The organism is Halomonas dongshanensis (assembly GCF_024790395.1).
Lineage (GTDB): Bacteria > Pseudomonadota > Gammaproteobacteria > Pseudomonadales > Halomonadaceae > Vreelandella > Vreelandella dongshanensis.
On record NZ_JAJISC010000003.1, the window covers coordinates 92,215 to 112,218 of the forward strand.

17 protein-coding genes are annotated in these 20,004 nt (G+C 61.4%); 11 read left to right on the plus strand and 6 right to left on the minus strand.

Annotation, left to right across the window (positions count from 1 at the left end; genetic code table 11):
• Positions 1-18: 18 nt before the first annotated feature.
• Positions 19-729, minus strand: coding sequence for a LysR substrate-binding domain-containing protein (locus LLY24_RS07245; protein ID WP_259035615.1), 711 nt, complete (start codon positions 727-729; stop codon positions 19-21).
• A gap of 20 nt (positions 730-749) precedes the next feature.
• Here LLY24_RS07245 and LLY24_RS07250 point away from each other — a divergent pair, with 20 nt between their 5' ends.
• The 9 genes from LLY24_RS07250 (at position 750) to rsd (ending at position 11,296) form a co-directional block, all read left to right on the plus strand.
• Positions 750-1,439, plus strand: a complete 690-nt coding sequence (locus tag LLY24_RS07250; RefSeq protein WP_259035616.1) for a tripartite tricarboxylate transporter substrate binding protein — start codon at positions 750-752, stop codon at positions 1,437-1,439.
• Between the two features lie 55 nt (positions 1,440-1,494).
• Positions 1,495-2,001 carry a tripartite tricarboxylate transporter TctB family protein gene (locus tag LLY24_RS07255; protein ID WP_259035617.1) on the plus strand — a complete coding sequence of 169 codons (507 nt, stop codon included), beginning with the start codon at positions 1,495-1,497 and terminating at the stop codon, positions 1,999-2,001.
• A gap of 25 nt (positions 2,002-2,026) precedes the next feature.
• Positions 2,027-3,499 carry a tripartite tricarboxylate transporter permease gene (locus LLY24_RS07260; RefSeq protein ID WP_259035618.1) on the plus strand — a complete coding sequence of 491 codons (1,473 nt, stop codon included), beginning with the start codon at positions 2,027-2,029 and terminating at the stop codon, positions 3,497-3,499.
• Positions 3,500-3,527: 28 nt separating this feature from the next.
• Entirely contained in the window at positions 3,528-4,721 is a 1,194-nt protein-coding gene (gene argE / locus LLY24_RS07265) for an acetylornithine deacetylase (RefSeq protein ID WP_259035619.1), read from the plus strand.
• Positions 4,722-4,775: 54 nt separating this feature from the next.
• Positions 4,776-5,990, plus strand: a complete 1,215-nt coding sequence (locus tag LLY24_RS07270; RefSeq protein WP_259035620.1) for an alpha-hydroxy acid oxidase — start codon at positions 4,776-4,778, stop codon at positions 5,988-5,990.
• 44 nt (positions 5,991-6,034) lie between these two features.
• Positions 6,035-8,383 carry a Tex family protein gene (locus LLY24_RS07275; RefSeq protein WP_259035621.1) on the plus strand — a complete coding sequence of 783 codons (2,349 nt, stop codon included), beginning with the start codon at positions 6,035-6,037 and terminating at the stop codon, positions 8,381-8,383.
• A 128-nt stretch (positions 8,384-8,511) separates the two neighbouring features.
• Positions 8,512-10,161, plus strand: a complete 1,650-nt coding sequence (gshA, locus tag LLY24_RS07280) for a glutamate--cysteine ligase (RefSeq protein ID WP_259035962.1) — start codon at positions 8,512-8,514, stop codon at positions 10,159-10,161.
• Positions 10,158-10,658: a disulfide bond formation protein B gene (locus LLY24_RS07285; protein WP_259035622.1), complete on the plus strand. Its 501-nt coding sequence runs from the start codon at positions 10,158-10,160 to the stop codon at positions 10,656-10,658. The genes gshA and LLY24_RS07285 overlap by 4 nt, the downstream gene beginning before the upstream one ends.
• Before the next feature lie 149 nt (positions 10,659-10,807).
• The gene (gene rsd, locus LLY24_RS07290) at positions 10,808-11,296 is read left to right on the plus strand and encodes a sigma D regulator (protein WP_259035623.1); all 489 of its coding nucleotides are present in this window, start codon (positions 10,808-10,810) and stop codon (positions 11,294-11,296) included.
• 288 nt (positions 11,297-11,584) lie between these two features.
• On the opposite strand, the gene LLY24_RS07295 is transcribed toward rsd, so the two are convergent.
• Together LLY24_RS07295 and LLY24_RS07300 are read right to left on the minus strand one after the other, a co-directional pair.
• Entirely contained in the window at positions 11,585-14,659 is a 3,075-nt protein-coding gene (locus LLY24_RS07295) for an efflux RND transporter permease subunit (protein ID WP_259035624.1), read from the minus strand.
• The gene (locus LLY24_RS07300; RefSeq protein ID WP_259035625.1) at positions 14,659-15,744 is read right to left on the minus strand and encodes an efflux RND transporter periplasmic adaptor subunit; all 1,086 of its coding nucleotides are present in this window, start codon (positions 15,742-15,744) and stop codon (positions 14,659-14,661) included. The genes LLY24_RS07295 and LLY24_RS07300 overlap by 1 nt, the downstream gene beginning before the upstream one ends.
• 181 nt (positions 15,745-15,925) lie before the next feature.
• On the opposite strand from LLY24_RS07300, the gene LLY24_RS07305 reads away from it, so the two are divergent.
• Complete coding sequence (locus LLY24_RS07305) at positions 15,926-16,900, plus strand: malate dehydrogenase (protein ID WP_259035626.1); 975 nt, start codon at positions 15,926-15,928, stop codon at positions 16,898-16,900.
• Between the two features lie 532 nt (positions 16,901-17,432).
• Here the strand turns inward: LLY24_RS07305 and LLY24_RS07310 are convergent.
• Genes LLY24_RS07310 through LLY24_RS07320 form a run of 3 tightly spaced genes read right to left on the minus strand, consistent with a single transcriptional unit; the run spans position 17,433 to position 19,490 of the window.
• Positions 17,433-18,569, minus strand: a complete 1,137-nt coding sequence (locus LLY24_RS07310; protein WP_259035627.1) for a GGDEF domain-containing protein — start codon at positions 18,567-18,569, stop codon at positions 17,433-17,435.
• A gap of 5 nt (positions 18,570-18,574) precedes the next feature.
• On the minus strand, positions 18,575-19,231 hold the full coding sequence (locus LLY24_RS07315) for a histidinol-phosphatase (RefSeq protein ID WP_259035628.1): 657 nt from the start codon (positions 19,229-19,231) through the stop codon (positions 18,575-18,577).
• 34 nt (positions 19,232-19,265) lie between these two features.
• Positions 19,266-19,490: a hypothetical protein gene (locus LLY24_RS07320; RefSeq protein WP_259035629.1), complete on the minus strand. Its 225-nt coding sequence runs from the start codon at positions 19,488-19,490 to the stop codon at positions 19,266-19,268.
• Positions 19,491-19,500: 10 nt separating this feature from the next.
• On the opposite strand from LLY24_RS07320, the gene LLY24_RS07325 reads away from it, so the two are divergent.
• A complete protein-coding gene (locus tag LLY24_RS07325) occupies positions 19,501-19,998 on the plus strand; it encodes an RNA pyrophosphohydrolase (protein WP_259035630.1) in 498 nt (165 codons plus the stop codon).
• Positions 19,999-20,004 lie beyond the last annotated feature (6 nt).

Consider the following 20,004-nt stretch of genomic DNA (forward strand, 5'->3'; position numbering starts at 1 on the left):
TTGGAAAGATCCCTTGGATCACGCCTCAGGCAGCGGCTGCAAAATCTCCAACTCTTTCATATTGTCGATTTCACGGTAAATCTCGTCGCAAAAGGCGCGCGCAACGAGGCTTAAAGGGCGACTTTTGGAAGTCAGTAGGGCGATTTCCCAATCGATGCTGGGTTCAAGCGGCTTGGAGACGACGTTGGTTCCCTGGAACAACAGCTCCGCCGTAGGATCAATGATGGCAATGCCGAGGTCTCGATCTACCAGCGCGCAGACGCTGCGTAAATGGCGCAGCTCCGCTGCAATATGGCGTTTGATATCGATGGACTGAAGCAGGTAATCCACCCGTGCGCGCAAGGGGCTATCGGCCGTGAGCTCGACGAAGGTTTGGTTTTGTAGCTGGCGTAGCGGCACGCTGCTCGCTTTGGCCAGCGGGTGATGGCGGTGCATGATGCAACGCGCGGTACACAGCGCCAGCCGCGTCATGGTGGCGCCGTAGCTTTCGGCTTCCAGGGTAATACCCAAGGCAAGGTCGCAGGTGTTGTTATCGATCATCTTCAACAATTCGTGCAGCCCGGCGTCGATGACCCGTACCCGTACCTGCGGATGCTGCTCCTTGAAGCGCTTGATCACGTCGAGCAGGAAGGTATCGCAGAAGATGGGCTGCGCAGCGATGACCACGGTGCCGATCTGATTGTTGGCGATGGCTTCGGCTTCTTTTTGGGTGTCACGAACGCTCGCCATCAGGCGCAGCACGCGTGGGCATGGCGCTCTCTCCGGCAGTCAACGAAAACAGCAGCGTAGGCTGGGACGAATACACCTTTTTGAGCCCCATCGAAGCCACGCCGATGATTCTTGCCGTGGGCAAAGATTCACCCTATGAGAGCGTCGAGGCGCTGCTGGAAGGCATCGAAGAGAGCAATGGCGCGATGAGCTATGCCGCCTCCGGCGCCACGGCCATCGATGGCTTCACCGTACAGGCGCTGTTAGCCGATGCGGATATGGACCCGCTTACGGCCGCGACCGTGATTCCCTACCGTGGCGGCGGTGAGCTAGCGACGGCGCTTTTAGGCGGGCACGTCGATTTTCTCGCCATCGCCGCGGCCTCGCTGATGCCGCATATCGAAAGCGGTGATATGCGCCCTCTAATGGTCTATTCACCCGAGCGTATGGAGGCTCTGCCGGATGTGCCGACTGCCGAAGAGCTTGGCTATGAGTTGGCGGGGCAGGTCATCGGCTGGAGCGCGCTCTATGGTCCGCCCGACTTGCCCGAAGAGGTGGTAGCCAAGTGGGACGAGGTGCTCGAAGGCGTGGCGCAAAGCGAAGGCTGGCTCAAACGCGCCGAGGATCGCGGTTCGGTCTCTACCATCGGCAGCGTCGATATGACCACTTACGCCCAGGAGCAGTATGAGTTCTACCGTGAACTGGCAGAATCCTTTGGCTACCTGCAGTAAGCAAGCAATCCCAACGGTGGCGTAAAGCAGGCGTGAAAAAAGGGGAGAAGAAGCCATGGGCGTATGGCGCGGCGCGTGCGTTGCCGTTTTGTTTGGCATCGTGCTCTTGGTATTGATTCCGGTCTATGTACCTCGGCCAAGCTTTATTCCGGGCTTCGCTCCCCCGCCAGACATGTGGCCGCGTACGGTGTCGGGTCTTGGGCTGGCGCTGGGGCTTTTGCTCGTCGCGCTTTCATTTTCCAAGCGCGCCGAAGCGATCGCCGATCCCGAGTCAGCGTCGGTTCTGCGCGGTGAGGCGCCTAAGGCGACGCTACTGTTGCGCTTTGCACTCGCCGTAGCGGCCTTCGTGCTCTACGCCCTGCTGGTTCCCTTTCTGGGGTTTCTGCTCACCAGCATCTTGATGCTGCTGCTGATGCTCGCCATGACCGGCTACGCCCGTGCGCGCTTGCCGGTTTCGCTTGCACTCGCGATTGGGCTGCCTGTGGCGCTGTTTTTCTTCTTCTCCAGCGCGCTGCGTACGCGCTTTCCCGTAGGTAGTCTGCTTCGCGCGCTGGGCTTCTAGAGCCACCACACCAGGAACGATCACCATGTTGCACGACTTGTTGATGGCTTTTCAGGCCGTCGCGACGATCGAGAATTTTCTGATCATGGCGGCGGGTATCTGGGGCGGCGTGATCATCGGTGCCATTCCCGGCATGACCGGTACCATGGCGGTAACGCTGGCGCTGCCCTTTACGTTCTACATGCAGCCGATCCCAAGTATTTTGCTGTTGGTAGCGCTCTATAAGGGCTCGACCTATGGCGGTTCGGTCTCTGCCATTTTGATCAAGACGCCGGGTACCGCCTCGGCCGCGTGTACCACTCTCGATGGCTACCCCTTGGCGCAGCAGGGCAAGGCGGGTAAGGCGTTGAACATGGCACTCTACTCCTCGTGCACCGGCGATTTCATCTCCAATCTATCGCTGATCTTCATTGCCGCCCCTTTGGCGCTTCTCGCCCTGCGTATCGGGCCGCCTGAGTTTTTCATGCTGATGGTGTTTGCCTTGACCACGGTCGCCGGTGTATCGGGGCGCTCGCTGCTCCTGGGGCTCGTATCGGCCTGTTTGGGGCTCTTGCTCGCCACCGTGGGTGAGGACATGTACGGCTCGTTTCGCTTCGATATCACCGTCGACATGCAGAGCGGGCTCGCCGTTGCCCCGGTGCTGATCGGCTTGTTCGCGATTCCCGAACTGCTCAAAATCATCGTCTTTCGTCACCAGCAAACCGCCAAGCCGATGCAAATGGGCGATAACCGCGTCACCCGCGAAGAGCTTAGGCGTTCGCTAAAAGCCATGCTCAAGGGGAGCGCCATTGGCGTGGTCATGGGGGCGATTCCCGGTATCGGGCCATCGGCGGCGGCGTTTTCAGCCTACGGAGAGGCGCAGCGCTCATCGAAGAATCGCGATAACTTCGGCCACGGAGAAGTGGAGGGGATCGCGGCGTCGGAGTCGGCCAACAACGGCTGCTGCGGCTCGACGATGATTCCGCTGCTGGCGCTTGGCGTGCCGGGTGACGTCATCACCGGCGTGATGCTCGGCGCCTTCATGATTCACGGCATGACACCGGGGCCGATGATGTTCGAAACCAACCTCAACGAGATCTACATGCTCTTCATCGGCATGATGTTCTCGTCCATTTTGCTGTTCGGCGCGGGCAAGGTGACCATGCGCATGTTTTCGCATATCTCGCGCATTCCTCCCGGCATGATGGCGCCGACCGTGTTGATCCTCTGTTTGTTCGGCATTTTCTCCATTTCCAATAGCCTCTTCGATGTCTATGTACTGCTGGCCATGGGCGTGTTCGGTTTTTTGATGTACCTGTTCGCCATACCGGCAGCGCCGTTTCTCATCGCCTTCATTTTGGGCCCGATGTTGGAGGAGAACCTGCGCCGCGCTCTGGCTCTTTCTCGGGGGGATCCCAGCATTCTGCTCTCTTCGCCGATTACCTGGCTCTTTGCGGCGCTGGCGCTGTTCGTCTTAATCATCACCATCCGCCAGCAGCTCAATAAAGCCAAACGCTGACGCGCCACCTTTAAAAGGAGTTCATGCCATGAGTGCCCTTGCCCAGCCTCCGCACCCTCGCCGACAGGCGGCCATAGATCATCTCGAGGCGCTGATCGGTTTCGATACCACCAGCGCCTACTCGAACCGCGCGCTCATCGACCACATGCAGGCATATTTTGCCCAGCTTGGGATGGAGACGGTGGTGCTGTTCGACGAGACGGGAGAGAAGGCCAATCTGATCGCCAGCGCAGGACCGCACGATGTGTCCGGCATCGTGCTTTCGGGGCATACTGATGTCGTGCCCGCCAATCCGCGCGCTTGGCGTAGCGATCCGTTTTGTCTCACCCAGCGCGAAGCGCGCCTTTACGGGCGCGGCACCTGTGATATGAAGGGCTTCGCCGCCTGCGTCATGGCGGCAGCACCCGAGCTGTTATCCGGTGAGCTTACATATCCGCTCTATTTCTGCTTTTCGCACGACGAAGAGGTGGGCTGTTTGGGTGCTCCGGCCATTGCGCGCCATCTTGCCAGCATCGAAACACCTCCAGGGCTTGCCATCATCGGCGAGCCCAGCGAGATGCATGTGGTCAACGGCCAAAAGGGCAAGATCGCAATGCGTGTGACGGTGCACGGCGAAGGGGGACACTCGTCGTTCGCCCCGCAGCACGTCAACGCCGTCGAGTACGCTGCGCGTATCATCGCGATGGTCGGCGAGCGCGAACGCCGCTACGAGCGTGAAGGCCCCTTCGATGGGGATTTCACCGTGCCGCACGCGACGACGCTTGCGACCATTATCGAAGGAGGGGTGGCGACCAATATCACGCCGGATCACTGCAGCTTCGTCTTCGAGCTGCGCAGCATCGATCAAAACGCCGCCCAGGCAGACATGCAGGCGCTGATCGACGAGATAGAGTCAGCGCTATTGCCATCAATGCAAACGCTTTCCCCGCAAGCGCGGATCGAGTGGCAGGAGCAATTCTCCTATCCCGCCATGGGCGATGCGACCGAAACGCCCCTATTCAAAGCGATAGAACCGATCCTGCCGTCGCGTGCCGGTAAAGTCTCTTATGGCTCGGAAGGGGGCGTGTTCGAAGTCGTGGGTAACATTCCTTCGATCATTCTGGGGCCAGGTTCCATCCAGCAAGCGCACAAGCCGGATGAGTTCATCGAAATCGAGCAGATCGATCGGTGCCTCGCGTTCTTCGACGATCTCGCGCGCTGGACCAAAGGCGCGTCCGTCTGAGCGGCTATATCGGGTACGATGCTGCTTGATCAAATACTACGATAGGCAGCTTTCATGGCATCTCACTCTCGGCACTCGTTTTGGACCCGTAGGGCGTTGGCCCGTATTCACAACCTTCACGACGTGGAGCGGCTGGCGAAGCGTAAGCTCCCACGGCCGATCTATGGCTATATCGCTCACGTCGCCGAAGATGGGCGCACCCAGCGGGCCAATGTCGATGCGTTCGCGGCCTATCGATTGCTGCCCCGCGCCTTCGTCAATGTGGCCAAGGTTAGTCTTGAAACCGAGCTCTTTGGTAGGCGCTACGCCGCGCCCTTTGGGATTGCCCCCATGGGGATCAGCGCGCTTTCGGTCTACCAGGGCGATCTCGTGTTGGCACGGGCGGCGGCTGCGCGTAACGTGCCGATGATCATGAGCGGCTCCTCGCTGGTGCCGCTGGAAGACGTGGCGAAGGTCGACGGCGCCGACTGGTTCCAGGTCTACTTGCCGGGCACCCCGGAGGGTATCGAAGCGCTTTTAGCGCGAGCCGCGCGGGCGGGGTTCGAGAAGCTGGTCGTGACACTGGACTATCCGGTGCCACCCAACCCCGACAACATGCGTAAGGCGGGGTTTTCGTCGCCGCTGGTGCCAACGCTTCGATTAGCGCTCGATGGCCTGCTGCGTCCGGAGTGGCTGCTCAACACCTTCGCCCGTACGCTCAAACGCCACGGTATGCCGCACTTCGAGAACAACCATGCCGAACGCGGCGCGCCGATGGTCTCGCGTCGCGCGGCGCGTGACTTCTCCGGGCGGCGTCATTTTGACTGGGGGTATCTCGATCTAGTGCGCCGCTTGTGGCCCAAGACGTTGATCGTCAAAGGCGTGCTCAACCCTGACGATGCCGTACGCGCTTGCGATGCCGGAGTCGATGGCATCATTCTCTCCAACCACGGCGGGCGCCAGCTCGACGGCACCATTTCGCCGCTGACGGTACTGCCCGAGATACGACGGCGCCTTCCCACTATGCCGCTGATGATCGACAGCGGTTTTCGCCGCGGCACCGATGTGCTCACAGCGCTGGCCTTAGGCGCCGATTTCGTCTTCGTCGGCCGCCCCTTCAACTACGCGGCCGCCTGCGCCGGGCAGGCCGGGGTGGAACACGTGATCGCGCTGCTCGAAAGTGAGATCGAACGCGATATGGCGCTGCTCGGTGTTACTGCCATTGCCGAGGTCGACCAACGCTGTCTCTACTGCGCGGCGGGTGAGCAGGCGGCTGGCAGTGGAGTGTGATACCGTGTCGGCACTTGGAATGCTGCATGAGTTAGTTGCGATTTATGGATGTCAATCAGCGTATTATTTCACGTTTAGCGACCGAGCTTGGCGTGCGCGCCGAACAGGTCTCGGCCACAGTGGCGCTTCTGGACGATGGCGCGACCGTTCCTTTCATTGCCCGCTACCGTAAAGAGGTAACGGGCGCGTTAGACGACACCCAGCTGCGCCAGCTAGACGAACGGCTGCGTTATTTGCGCGAACTCGAAGAGCGCCGCAGTGCAGTGCTCGCTGCCATCGACGAGCAGGGCAAGTTGGACGGCCCACTCAAAGCGAGCATCGAAGCGGCCGAAACCAAGCAGCGCCTGGAAGACCTTTACCTACCGTTCAAGAAAAAGCGCCGCACCAAAGCGCAAATCGCGCGCGAAGCAGGCCTCGAGCCGCTTGCCGATACGCTATTGGCCGATCCGACCCTTGACCCCGAGCACGAAGCCGCAGGCTATCTGCGCGCAGCCGAAGGCGAGACACCCGCCATCGAAGATGCCAAGGCAGCCCTCGACGGCGCCAAACAGATCCTTATGGAGCGCTTTGCCGAAGACCCCGAGTTGATTGGCCAACTGCGCGAGCGCCTGTGGCAAGAGGGCGAGCTCAGCGCCCGCGTACTCGAAGGCAAAGAGCGCGATGGGGTCAAGTTTGCCGACTACTTCGAGCACGATGAGCCGCTGGCTAAAGCGCCGTCGCACCGCGCTTTGGCAATGTTTCGTGGGCGCAACGAAGGCGTGCTCAGCTTGGCGATCCGCCTGCCGAATGAAGATGAGGCGCCGGTACATCCTGCCCAGGTCGCCATCGCCAAGCAGGTGGGCATTCGCGACGAAGGGCGTGCTGCCGACAAGTGGCTCAATGAAGTGGTGCGCTGGACCTGGCGGGTCAAACTCTACACCGCGTTGGAAACCGAGCTTCTTGGTCGGCTGCGTGAACAGGCCGAGCTCACTGCCATCGAGGTCTTTGCCGCCAACCTGAAGGATTTGCTGCTGGCTGCCCCAGCGGGCCAAAAGGTCACGCTTGCCCTCGATCCAGGCCTTCGCACCGGCTGTAAGGTCGCCGTGGTCGATGCCACCGGGCAGTTTCTTGCCCACGACACCATCTACCCGCACGCACCGCAGAACCGCTGGGCGGAGTCGCTAGCAACTCTGGCCGCGCTGGTCAAAAAACACGACGTCACCTTGGTGGCCGTGGGCAACGGTACCGCCAGCCGGGAAACCGACAAGCTAGCCGGTGAGCTGGTCAAGGGGCTGGCGCCCGCGCACCGCTTGAGCAAGGTGATGGTCTCCGAGGCAGGCGCTTCGGTCTACTCGGCCTCCGAATACGCGGCGCGTGAGCTGCCCGAGCTCGATGTCACCATTCGTGGCGCCGTCTCCATCGCCCGCCGTCTGCAGGACCCGCTAGCGGAGCTGGTCAAGATCGAACCCAAATCCATTGGGGTAGGGCAGTACCAGCACGACGTTTCCCAGGTGCAGCTCTCCAAAAGCCTGGAGGCGGTGATCGAGGACTGCGTCAACGCCGTCGGCGTCGATCTCAATACGGCCTCTAGCGCGCTGCTTTCACGCGTCTCGGGCCTTACCACGACGCTGGCGGAAAACATCGTTGCCCAGCGCAATAGCAAGGGCGCCTTCAAGAGCCGCCAGGAGCTGCTCGACGTTAGCCGCCTTGGGCCCAAAACTTTCGAGCAGTGCGCCGGGTTTTTACGCATTCACGCCGCCAGCAATCCGCTGGACGCCAGCGCCGTGCACCCGGAAGCCTATCCGCTGGTCGAGCGCATCGCCAAGGGTAGCGGGCGCGAGGTGAAAGCGCTGATTGGCGATAGCGCAACGCTCAAGGCGCTCAAGCCTGCAGCGTTCGCCGACGAGCGCTTTGGTGTGCCAACGGTGAGCGACATTCTCAAGGAGCTCGACAAGCCAGGGCGTGACCCTCGCCCCGAGTTCAAGGCCGCCGAATTCCGCGAGGGCGTTGAAACTCTGAACGATCTGGCGTTGGGGATGGTGCTGGAGGGCACGGTGACCAACGTGACTCACTTTGGCGCCTTCGTCGATATCGGCGTTCACCAGGACGGTCTCGTGCACATTTCGGCTCTCTCGGAGCGCTTCGTCGAAGACCCACGCAGCGTGGTCAAGGCGGGCGATATCGTCACGGTGAAGGTGATGAGCGTGGACATTGCGCGTAAGCGCGTAGGGCTTTCCATGCGCCTTAGCGACGAGCCGCAAAGCGCCGAAGAGGGCGCGAGCACGCCGCGTCATGCCTCGCGCAAACCGCCGCGTGGCAACGCCAACGCTAACGCCAAAGTGTCTCGCGCGCAGGAGCCTGCGGCCATGGGTGCGCTTGGCGCTGCGCTGCTCAAGGCGCGCAAGGGCAAGTAAGTCACACGCGTGTGCCTTGAAGTTTTCACGCCTGTCGCCATATTCTGCCTTTTGTTTAGTGCTGCTATCTTGAGTGCTGCTACCTGATGACTACTCGGCCCGCGGGAAGCGGGCCGCGCCACCAAGGAATGTTGACCTTGTCTGAATCGTCCACCGTGCCATCGGCGCTCAGCGCGCAAGTGGAGCGCCTGCTGCCCAGCGCCCAGGCAGGCCGCCTTGGGCGGCTGCGCCGTGGTCTAGAGAAAGAGGGTCTGCGGGTAGACGCCAGCGGGCGCATCGCCCAGACGCCGCATCCTAGGGCCCTCGGCTCCAAGCTGACCCACCCCCATATCACCACCGACTACTCCGAAGCGCTGCTCGAATACATCACCCCGGTCTATTCGCAGCCGCGCGAAGCGCTGGGATTTTTGTCCGACCTGCATACGTTCACCTACCAGCACCTCGAAGACGAGTGGATCTGGCCGAGCAGCATGCCCGCGCGCCTTAATGGCAACGACAGCGTGCCCATCGCCGATTACGGCTGCTCCAACGTTGGCACCATGAAGCACGTCTATCGTAAAGGGCTCGATGTGCGCTACGGGCGCATCATGCAGGCTATTGCCGGGGTGCACTACAACGTGTCGCTGCCGGATGAAATGTGGCACGCCCTGCGCGAACTAGAGCAGGCCACCGAGACGCCGTTCAACGACTACCGCTCGACGCGCTATTTTGGCTTGATTCGCCATTTCCGCCGCCATAGCTGGCTGCTGCTCTACCTCTTCGGCGCTTCTCCGGCGGTGGACAAGAGCTTTTTGCGCGAGGGTGAGATGCCCGCCAAGCTCGAATGGGCCAGCGACGACACCTTAATCGCCCCCTACGCGACCACGCTGCGTATGTCGGATCTGGGCTACCAGAACAAGGTGCAGTCGCAGCTCAAGATCTGCTTCAACTCGTTGGCCAACTACGTCAATACGCTGCGCCACGCGATCACTGCTGCCTGGCCCGACTACGAAAAAATCGGTGTCAACGTCAACGGTGACTGGCGCCAGCTCAACGCCAACATTCTGCAGATCGAGAACGAGTACTACAGCGACATTCGTCCCAAACGCGTTGCCAAGCACAACGAAACGCCGAGCCAAGCGCTCGAAGCGCGAGGGGTGGAGTACATCGAAGTACGCTGTCTCGATCTCAACCCCTTCGATCCACTTGGTGTCACCGAAACCCAGCTGCGCTTCATCGACGTCTTCATGCTCTGGTGCTTGCTTAGCGAAAGCCCCTGGATCAGCGATGACGAGTGCGACCACCTCGACGACAACCGCCGCTTGGTGGTGGATCGCGGTCGCGATCCTAAGCTTACGCTGCGTCGTCAGGGCGAATCGATTGGCCTGCGCGATTGGGGCACGGAGATCTTTGCCGAGCTGCGCGAGGTGGCGCGGCTTCTGGATGCCAACGAGAGCGGCACGCCTCACGCCGAAGCGCTGGATGAGCTCGCCCCGCGCCTCGATGATCCGTCGCTGACGCCTTCGGCTCAAGTGCTGGCGCAGCTGGCCGCGCACGGTGGCTCGCTCAGCGAGCTGACCCTGGCGCTTGCCAAGACCCAGGCCGAGGCCCTTAAGCAAGCCCCCATGCAGCGCGCGCGCGAGGCGCTGCTCGATCAGCTGATCGAGACCTCGCATCAGCAACAGCAGGATATCGAGGCGGCGGATACCGAACCCTTCGCCACTTTCCTGTCGACCTACTTCGAAAAGGCGCGTGAATCGCGAAAGCTCTCGCCGCTCTCCTCTGAGGATGATCAATGAACACGATGAGCGTGCGCGCAGTCGCGCTGGTGGGGGTTACCTTCTGTGTGTTGATGATGGCCGTGGCGCTGGTGTTGGAGCACGTAGTCGGGCTCGAACCGTGCCCGCTGTGTATCTTCCAGCGCGTGGCGGTCATTTCGGTAGGTGTGATTCTGCTGATCGCTGCTTTGCATAACCCGAAAGGCAAGGCAGGAGCGGGCATTTACGGCGTACTGAGCTTGATCGCCACGGCAACGGGCGCCTTCATCGCCGGGCGCCACGTGTGGCTACAAACGCTGCCGGCCGATCAGGTGCCCAGCTGTGGGCCGGGGCTCGATTACATGATGAAGATCCTGCCGTTTCAGGAGGTCGTCTCCATGGTGCTAACAGGCTCCGGTGAGTGCGCCGAGATCGACTTCACCTTCATGGGCTTTTCCCTGCCGGTATGGACGCTTGTTGGCTTCGTGGTGCTGGCGCTGGTACCGCTACGCCTTATTTGGCTTGCCTTCAAGCGTTGAACCTCTGGGCGCCTTAGGGTGCCCGGTGGTTAAACTTGCAGCGAAAAAACACCGTGACGATTGACAGCGAGTGAGGCTAGCGGTGACTCTAGCGATGGCTCACCGCGTACCGTTGGATGTCATCAGCGGCAGATATAGGAGGAAACGCCATGCTCGAGAACTGCAAGAATGCCCTGGAGCGCTGGGGGGGCGTACACGTACTGATCGACCGCTGGCTGCATCAACGGCGTGAACTCCTCGTCAGCTTCATCGAACTGAAAGAAGCCTGCGACGCCGAGCTCGAAGCCGTCAGCAAAGAGCGCATCGATACCTTTAGCCAGCTGCTGATGGACTATATCAGCGCAGGGCACTTCGAGATCTACCCGCAGCTTGCCGAGGAGGCTCGCGCCTTTGGTGACGAAAACGCGCTGGTAATTGCCTCGAAGCTGTTAGAGCGCCTGGAAATGTCGACCGAGCTTGCGCTCGAGTTCGACAAGCATTTCGAGAACTCGGCCAACTGCCAGCAGCATCTAGCGCGTTTGCCCGCCTGGATCGAACGTCTGGTCAAAGGTCTGACCGAACGCTTCGCCCTCGAAGATCAGCTCATCGCCCGCCTACACGCCGCCCACAGCCCCGCCGATAATCCTGCCGTTCCGTAAGCCATATCTGGCACAAACCAGGGCGGCTGTCGCCGCCTTCGCGGGTGCCTCGCTGCGCTCGTTACGCCACGCTACGGAGCACATAAACTCGTCACCCTTGTAGCGTGGGTAAGCGCAGCGCACCCGCGAAAGCCGTGCGCAGCACGGCCATGGGGGTGCGGTGGCACAAACCAGGGCGGCTGTCGCCGCCTTCGCGGGTGCCTCGCTGCGCTCGTTACGCCACGCTACGGTGCCATTCGCCATTCGCCATTCGCCATTCGCCATTCGCCATTCGCCATTCACTACTCCTCACCGATTACGCCCTAATTTGCCGCCGATGACGAGCATGCAGGGGGTGAGCAGGAGGGTAAGGGCGGTGGCGAAGGTGAGGCCGCCGGCGATGGCGCTGGACATTTGCGCCCACCACTGCGCCGAGGGGGCGTTGAAGCCAAGCGATGGGGCGAAGAGATTGACGTTAAGCCCCAGTACCATCGGCAAAAGCCCGAGTACGGTGGTGATGGCGGTGAGCAGCACCGGGCGCAGGCGCAGGCAGCCCGCTTCCAGCGCCGCTTCACCAGGCGCCATGCCGTCGCGGCGAAGCTCGTTGTAGGTGTCGATCAAGACGATATTGTTGTTCACCACGATCCCCGCCAGGGCGATCACGCCCATCCCGACCATTACCACGCCAAAGGCTTGCCCGGTCACCAGTAGCCCGATGAGGATACCCGCCGTCGAGAAGACGATGGCCGAAAGCACCAGCGCGGATTGATAGAAGCTGTTGAACTGAGTCACCAGAATCAGCGACATCAACCCAATGGCGACGAAGAACGCCGCGACCAAAAAGCGCATGGCTTCCAACTGATCCTCTTGCTCGCCTGCAACGTTGACCACGAGGCCATCCGGCAGTTGGCCCTGAGCGGCTTGGAGTAGCGCACCCAGGCGTTCATCGGCGAGATAGCCTGGTTCCAGATCGGCCTCCAGAGTGACCGCGCGCCGTCCGTCGATGCGGCTGAGCGTGCCTACCTTGGGCGCCGGTTCGATGGTGACGAAGTGTGAAATGGGCACTTGGCCGCGTGGCGTATTGATGGTCAGCCGCCCCAACTGGTCGAGCGAGCGCCAGCCTTCGGGTAGCCGGACGCGAATATCCACCTCATCGCTCACCTCGGGTGGGCGGTAGCTCGCAACCTGCAAGCCCGTGGTCAACAGCTGCACGGCGCTGCCGATAGTCGCGATATCGGTACCCATACGCGCCGCTGCCTCGCGGTCGACGTTGATACGCCACTCCACTCCCGGCAGGCTGCGGTTATCTTGAATGGCCATGAAGCCACCAAGCTCACGCATCAATGCTTCGATCTGATCGACGCCCGCATCGGCAACGTCGGGGTCGAGGGCGCTGATTTCCAGCACGATGGGTTTACCGCCGCCGGGGCCCATCTCCTGTTCCTGAAACTCCAGGCGAATGCCCGGAAGATCGCTTGCCCGTGCCGACATGTCGGCCAATATCTCGCGTGAGGGGCGGCGCTGGTACCAGTCGACGAACTGGAACTGCAGCATGCCGATAACGTCGTTACCCATCTGCTGATTGGGCATAGCGAAGGAGCGCGCGTAGAGGGCGCGCACCTCGCTCATGCCGGCCAAGCGCGCTTCGACGCGTTTGACGATGGCGTCGGCCTCCTCGGCGGAGAAGTCTCCCCGGGCGCGGACCAGCACCTGAGCGCTGTCGGGTTCGACATTGGGGAAGAAATCCACGCCATGGTTGAACCGGCCGTACGCGATGTAGACCAGCGCCAAAAGAAGAATCGCCAACGTCAGCACCCAGCCCGGACGTTTGAGCAAGCGCGAAAGCACCTGGCGGTAGCCACGCCCAAGCCGCGTACTCTGGTCTGGTCGTGCGCTTGGTGATGCCTCAATGGGCGTCGAGCGGGTGAATAACCGCCCAAGCGTTGGCAGAAACACCAGCGCCATCGCCAGCGAGGCCAATAGGCACAAAATCACCGTCGCGGGCAGGTATTTCATGAATTGACCGACTACTCCGGGCCAGAACAGCAGCGGCAAGAAGACCACTAGCGTGGTGGCCGTGGAGGCGATAACTGGCCAACTCATCCGCGAGGCGGCGTTGAGCCAGGCTTGATGAGGCGTTTGCCCTTCGCGAAGGTGGCGGTCGGCCAGCTCGCTGACCACGATGGCGCCATCTACCAGCATGCCTGCGACCAGAATCAGGGCGAACAGCACGACGATGTTGAGCGTGAAGCCAAAGGCCCAAATCAGCAGAATGCCGGTCAAGAAGGCGCCGGGAATCGTCAGCCCTACCAGCAGCGCCATGCGCACGCCCATTACCGCGACGATGACGATCAACACCAGCACCACAGCGGTCAGTACGTTGTTAAGAAGCTCCGAGAGCATGTCCTGTACGGTGGCGGACTCATCCAAAATCGTAGTGACGTTGAGCTGTTCGGGGAGCAGGTCGGCAGCCTCATCGAGCGTTTGGCGTACCGCACCGATGGTGGCAAGAATGTTGGCCCCCGCACGCTTGGAAATCTCAAGCACGACGGCGGGCTGGTCGTCGATGCGGGCGAAGCCTTCAGGGTCCTTGAAGGTAGGGTGAATCCAGGCCACGTCGCCAAAGGTCACTACGCGGTCGCCATCCACCTTCACCGGCATCCCCATGACGTCTTCCAGCGACTCGATCACCCCCGGCACCTTGAGCGCCATACGCCCTGCGCCGGTATCTAGGCTTCCCGCCGCCACCAGGCGGTTATTATTGGACACCATGTTGAACAGCTCGTTGAAATCGACGCCGTAGCTATCCAGCACCAACGGGTCGACCACGATTTCGAGCATGTCCTCCTGTTCGCCTGCGATCTCGACCTCGAGCACGTCGGCAATGCCTTCGATCTCCTCCTGTAGGCGGCGGGCGATGGTGATGCGCTCGCGGGTATCCAACTGCCCCGAAAGCCCGATGGTGAGCACCGGGAATTCGGAGACGTTGACCTCCATCACCCGTGGCTCATCGGCTTCGCTCGGCAGTTCGCTGCGGGCGATGTCGACGCGGTCACGCACATCGGAAAGGGCGGTATCAGGATCGAAACCGGCATCGAACTCGAGCGTTACCGAAGCATGCCCTTCGCTGGCTTGCGCGGTGAACTTGCGCAGGCCTTCGATGCCGCGAAGCTCCTGCTCCATGGGGCGAATCAACAGCCGCTCGCCATCCTCGGGGCTCACGCCCTCAAGCGTCAGCGAGACGTAGATCATCGGGATGGTGACGTCCGGATTGGCCTCCTTGGGAATCACTTGCCAGGCCGCAACGCCTGCCAGCAGTAAGCTGACGAGCAGAAATAGCGTGGTGCGCGTATGGTGAAGCGCCGCATCGATCAACTGGCGCATCAGCGAGCCTCGCGTGGGGTGTCGTCAACGCGAACGGGATCGACCCTTTCGCCTGGCTCGACCAAACCTGCGCCCAGCGTGATCAGCTCGATCTGCTCGGGCAGGCCGCTGACATAAGCGCTTTCGATGGTGGCACTGACCAACTCGACCGGCGCCTGAACGACGTCGTTGGCGGCATCGACGTATTTTACCGCCAGTCGGCCTTCATCATTTAGCGACAGCAGCGCAGGAGATAGGCGGTGTACCTCGCGCGGCGCCAGGGTGATGGTCAGCTCGGCGCTGCCGCCCGCCATGGTGAGGCCGCGAGGGTTGTCGAGCGTTGCTTCGACGTAGAAAGTGCGGGTGGACTCGTCGGCGCGGGGGCTAACGAAGGTCAACTCGCCTTCCAACTGCTCGCCATTCAAAAGGCGCGCGCTCACCGGCAAGCCAGCGCTGAGCTCGCCCACCTCCTGCTGCGATACCCAGGCTTCGCCGGTCAGGCGGCTGTCGTCGACGAGCTCGCCCCACTCTTCGCCGGGCTGCACCAAGTCGCCTACCTCCACCTGAACGCGACCAAGCGTGCCCGCGAAAGGCGCTTGGGGGCGCGAGTCGTTGAGCTGTTTTTCCAACTGCGCGACTTGGGCAGCACTGGCGCTGAGTGAGGCCTGCAGGCGGAGCAGTTCGGGCTGCGAGATGAGTTCGCGCTGGCGCAGGTTTTGGGCGCCCGCATATTCGGCCTGGGCAAGCGTTAGCTCGTCGCGGGCCTGCTGCAGGCGCTCGGGTAGGGCATCGTTATCCAAAATCAGCAGGGTGTCGCCTGCATTCACGCGGCTGCCTTGCGCGACGGGCTTCTCCTGCACCACGCCGCCGACGTTGGCGCGCAGCGTCACTTCGCGTTCGGCGCTCAGCTGGCCTTGCACGATCTGGCGCGGTACATAAAACGTGCTGTGGCGTGTCGTTACCTCAACCCGAGACCCTTCGGCGCTCGGGGGGGGCGATTCGGGCGGGGTGGGCTGAAAGCGCTGAAAATCGCCCAGCAGTAGCCAAACGACCAGACCAAGCACTAAAAGGCTAGCCACGACATAGGAGGAGGGGAGTCTACGCATGAAGGTGTCACTATCCCTGACGACGATGAGGCAGCCGCTACGATAGCGTAACGGCGGCGCTTGAGCGAGCGTGGTAATACGAGCCAGTCGCACGTCTGATTGAGTTTTCCAAGCGGTCGGCATACCATCATGGCCTCTTGAGTTCCGTCCCACCCTCAGACGTACTTATCAAGGAGCAATGATGAAAGATCCCGTACGTATTGCGATTACCGGCGGCGCCGGTCAGATCAGCTACTCTCTCATTTTCCGCATCGCCGCTGGCGACATGCTGGGCCCGGATCAACCCGTCATTCTTCAACTGCTGGAAATTCCGCAGGCCATGGACGCGCTGAAAGGCGTGGTGATGGAAGTCAACGACTGCGCTTTCCCGCTGGTACGCGATATCGTCGCCACCGACGATGCCAACGTAGCCTTCAAAGATGCAGACTTCGCCCTGCTGGTTGGCGCGCGTCCGCGTGGCCCGGGCATGGAGCGTAAGGATCTGCTCGAAGCCAACGCGGCTATCTTCTCGGTACAGGGTAAAGCGCTCAACGACCACGCTAGCCGTGACGTCAAAGTGCTGGTCGTCGGTAACCCGGCCAACACCAACGCGCTGATCGCCTCCGCCAACGCGCCGGATCTCGATGCCAAGCAGTTCACTGCCATGACCCGTCTGGATCACAACCGCGCGCTGACGCAGCTGGCCCAGAAAACCGGCAAGCACGTCACCGATGTCGAAAACATGATCATCTGGGGTAACCATAGCGCCACACAGTACCCCGATATCGCCCAGTGCAAAGTGGATGGCAAGGCCGCTGCCGAGCTCGTCGAGCGCGACTGGTACGAGAACGACTTCATCCCCACCGTGCAGCAGCGCGGCGCCGCCATCATCAAAGCGCGCGGTGCTTCTTCTGCAGCATCAGCGGCCTCTTCCGCCGTCGATCACATGCGCGACTGGGCGCTCGGCAGCAAGGGCATCGTCAGCATGGCCATTCCCGCCGATGGCAGCTACGGCATCGAAGAGGGCATCATCTACTCCTACCCGGTACGTTGTCAGGGCGGTAAGTACGAGATCGTCCAAGGCTTCGAAATCGATGCCTTCAGCGAAGAGAAGATGAAAGCCACCGAGAAAGAGCTGCGCGAAGAGCGCGCCGCCGTCGAGCACCTGCTCGGCTAATCGCCTTTCTCCGCAAGGCCAACCCCCGCAAGCGATCCTTGCGGGGGTTTTTGTTTGCTGCCAAGTCATGCGGTGGCACCATCCAGGGCGGCTGGCGCCGCCATCGCGGGTGCCTCGCTGTCGCTCGTTACGCCACGCTACGGTGTGCCACAATAGCTCGCCATTTGTAGCGTGGGTAAGCGCAGCGCACCCGCGAACGCCGCGCACAGCGCGGCCATGGCATGCAGTGGCACAACCCAGGACGGCTGGCGCCGCCGTCGCGGGTGCCTCGCTGTCGCTCGTTACGCCACGCTACGGTGTGCCGCAATATTCGTCCCATTTGTAGCGTGGGTAAGCGCAGCGCACCCGCGAAAGCCGTGCACAGCGCGGCCATGGCATGCAGTGGCACAACCCAGGGCGGCTGGCGCCGCCGTCGCGGGTGCCTCGCTGTCGCTCGTTACGCCACGCTACGGTGTGCCGCAATAGCTTGCCATTTGTAGCGTGGGTAAGCCGTTAGGCGCACCCGCGAATGCCGTGCACAGCGCGGCCATAGCTACAGCACGGTCATGCGGTTGCGGCCGCGGCGTTTGGCGTCGTAGAGGGCGCGGTCGCTTTGGTCGATGAGGATATCGAGCGAGCTGGGTGGGGTGTCGAATAGGATGACGCCAAGGCTCAGTGACGCCGTTTGTGGAGCGGCGAAGGCGGTCGCGGCCAGTTGAAAACGTTGGCGCAGAGTCTCGCCAATATGGCTAAGCTCCTCCGCGCTGGTGTCGTTGATCAAGAAGGCGAACTCATCTCCGCCCAGGCGCGCTTCCAGGCTGCCGGGAGGTAGCATCTGGCGAGCCAGATCGGCCAGGGTGACCAGAAGCCGGTCTCCAGCGGCGTGGCCGTGTAGGTCATTGACCTGCTTGAAATGATCAATATCGACCAGTATGAGTGCGCCGGGCGCGCTAGGCGACACCTCGGCCAAGCGGCGCGCGGCACGAGCTTCGAAGCCGCGGCGGTTGAGCAAAACGGTGAGCGGATCGCGCTCGGCGAGGTGCTCGATCTGGCGCTCGCGTCGGTAGCGCACCGTGCCGGTCATCGATAGCGCGATCAACAGTATCGCCATCACGCCCTCGACCAGCGAAACACGAATGATCGTGCCCTGAAAAACGGTGAGGTCGATCAGCGTACCCGGCAGCAGGGTGATGGTGCCTTTGGCCACATAGAAGAGGCCGTGGATCATCAGTACGTAGCGCAGCTGCTGAGTGCCGAGGGTAGCGACATCTGGCGCTAGTTTGAGAGCCGCACTGGCGCGCAAGGATAGCAGCCCCACGATAAGCGAGTTGACGATCAGGTAGATCTTGGTGCCCGCTGGGTCGAAGGGCAGCGCTAGCATGGCGCACCAGAGGGCGATCCAGCACCACCACAGAGTGGGCAAGCGCTCGCCGACGAAGCGGATCACTCCTAGCAAAAAGAGCCAGTGGGCCAGCACTAATAACCCATTGGCCAGCCAGATGCCGATGAAGAGATGCCCGCTGGCGCGCAGCAGCGATAAGCTCGAACCCACGAAGACGGTAGCGAAGCCCGCTGCCCAGTAGAGCAGGGCGAACTCTTTGACGCTGCGCCATTCGAGTAACAGGTATAAGGCCGCCGCCGCCGCGATGGCGAGTGTTAGGCTAAGCATCGTGGCGGGATCGAAGGCCATGAGGGTTAGTCGCGTAGGCTGATGATACGCCAGTTGCGCTCCATGGCGATCTGGCGAAGGGCGTCGTCGGGGTCGACCGCCACGGGGTTGTCGACGCGCTCGAGCAGCGGAATGTCGTTGTGCGAGTCGCTGTAGAACCAGGCATCGTCCATAGTGACGTCTTGCGTTTCGAGCCAATCCTCCAGCCGTGTGATCTTACCTTCGCGGTAGCTGGGTACGCCTTCCACGCGCCCGGTATAGCGACCGTCGATCACTTCGGGATCCACGGCGATCAAGTGATCCACCCCCAAGCGCTCGGCGATGGGCGCAGTGATGAAGCGATTGGTGGCGGTGATGATCAAAAGCGTATCACCGCTGGTGCGATGGCGGGCCAGCAACTCTTCACCTTTGGCGAGAACGTGCGGCTCGATCTTGCTCGCCATGAACTGCTGATGCCAGGCCGCGAGCTGCTCGGGGGAGTTATCGGCTAGCGGCTTCAAGGCAACTTCTAGGAAGGCGTGGATATCCAGCGTGCCAGCGTTGTAGTCGTTCATGAAACGCTCGTTGGCGTCGCGGTAGGCGATGGGGTCGACCGCGCCTTGTTCGAGCAAGAATTCGCCCCAGGCATGGTCGCTGTCGATCGACAGCAGCGTATTATCCAAATCGAAAATAGCCAGACTCACAACGTCTCCCCTTACGGATATCGTCCACGCGCTTTTATAAATGACTCATATCAACGGTCTGCCACGTCGTTACGCGGCCAGGCGGCGGTGGATTATCGCAGAGTCGCTGCGCCTTGCCCACCGAGGCGCCGCCCGCTTTCGCCAACGCAGGGAGTGAAAGCGCCAGGTTTTTGTATTGGTGGGTTTTTATATTGGTGGTTTTTATATTGATAGGGTTGTCGTCCTTGTGGAAAAATGGCGGTAACTGAAAATTTAACAAGGTGAAGTCCGTGATCGACGCTGACGGCTTTCGCCCCAACGTTGGCATCATCATTACCAACGACCAGGGGCAGCTGCTTTGGGCGCGTCGTGTAGGACAAAATGCATGGCAGTTTCCCCAGGGAGGCATCAAGTCAAGCGAAACTCCACAGCAGGCGCTTTATCGTGAGCTCTATGAGGAGATCGGCCTGACCGCCGACGATGTCGACATCGTCGCCTGCACCCGGGGGTGGCTGCGCTACCGTCTGCCACGACGCATGATTCGTACACATTCACGGCCCGTTTGTATTGGCCAGAAGCAGAAGTGGTTTTTGCTGCGCATTCGCTGCCAGGAGAGCCGGATCTGCATGACCGCCACACCCAAGCCGGAGTTCGATGGCTGGCGCTGGGTTAGCTACTGGTACCCCTTGGGTCAGGTCGTACCGTTCAAGCGGGAGGTCTACCGCCGTGCGCTTCGCGAGCTTTCCCCCCGCGTGCAGCGCCTGGCTCTGGATGAGGGCGAATTATAATGAACA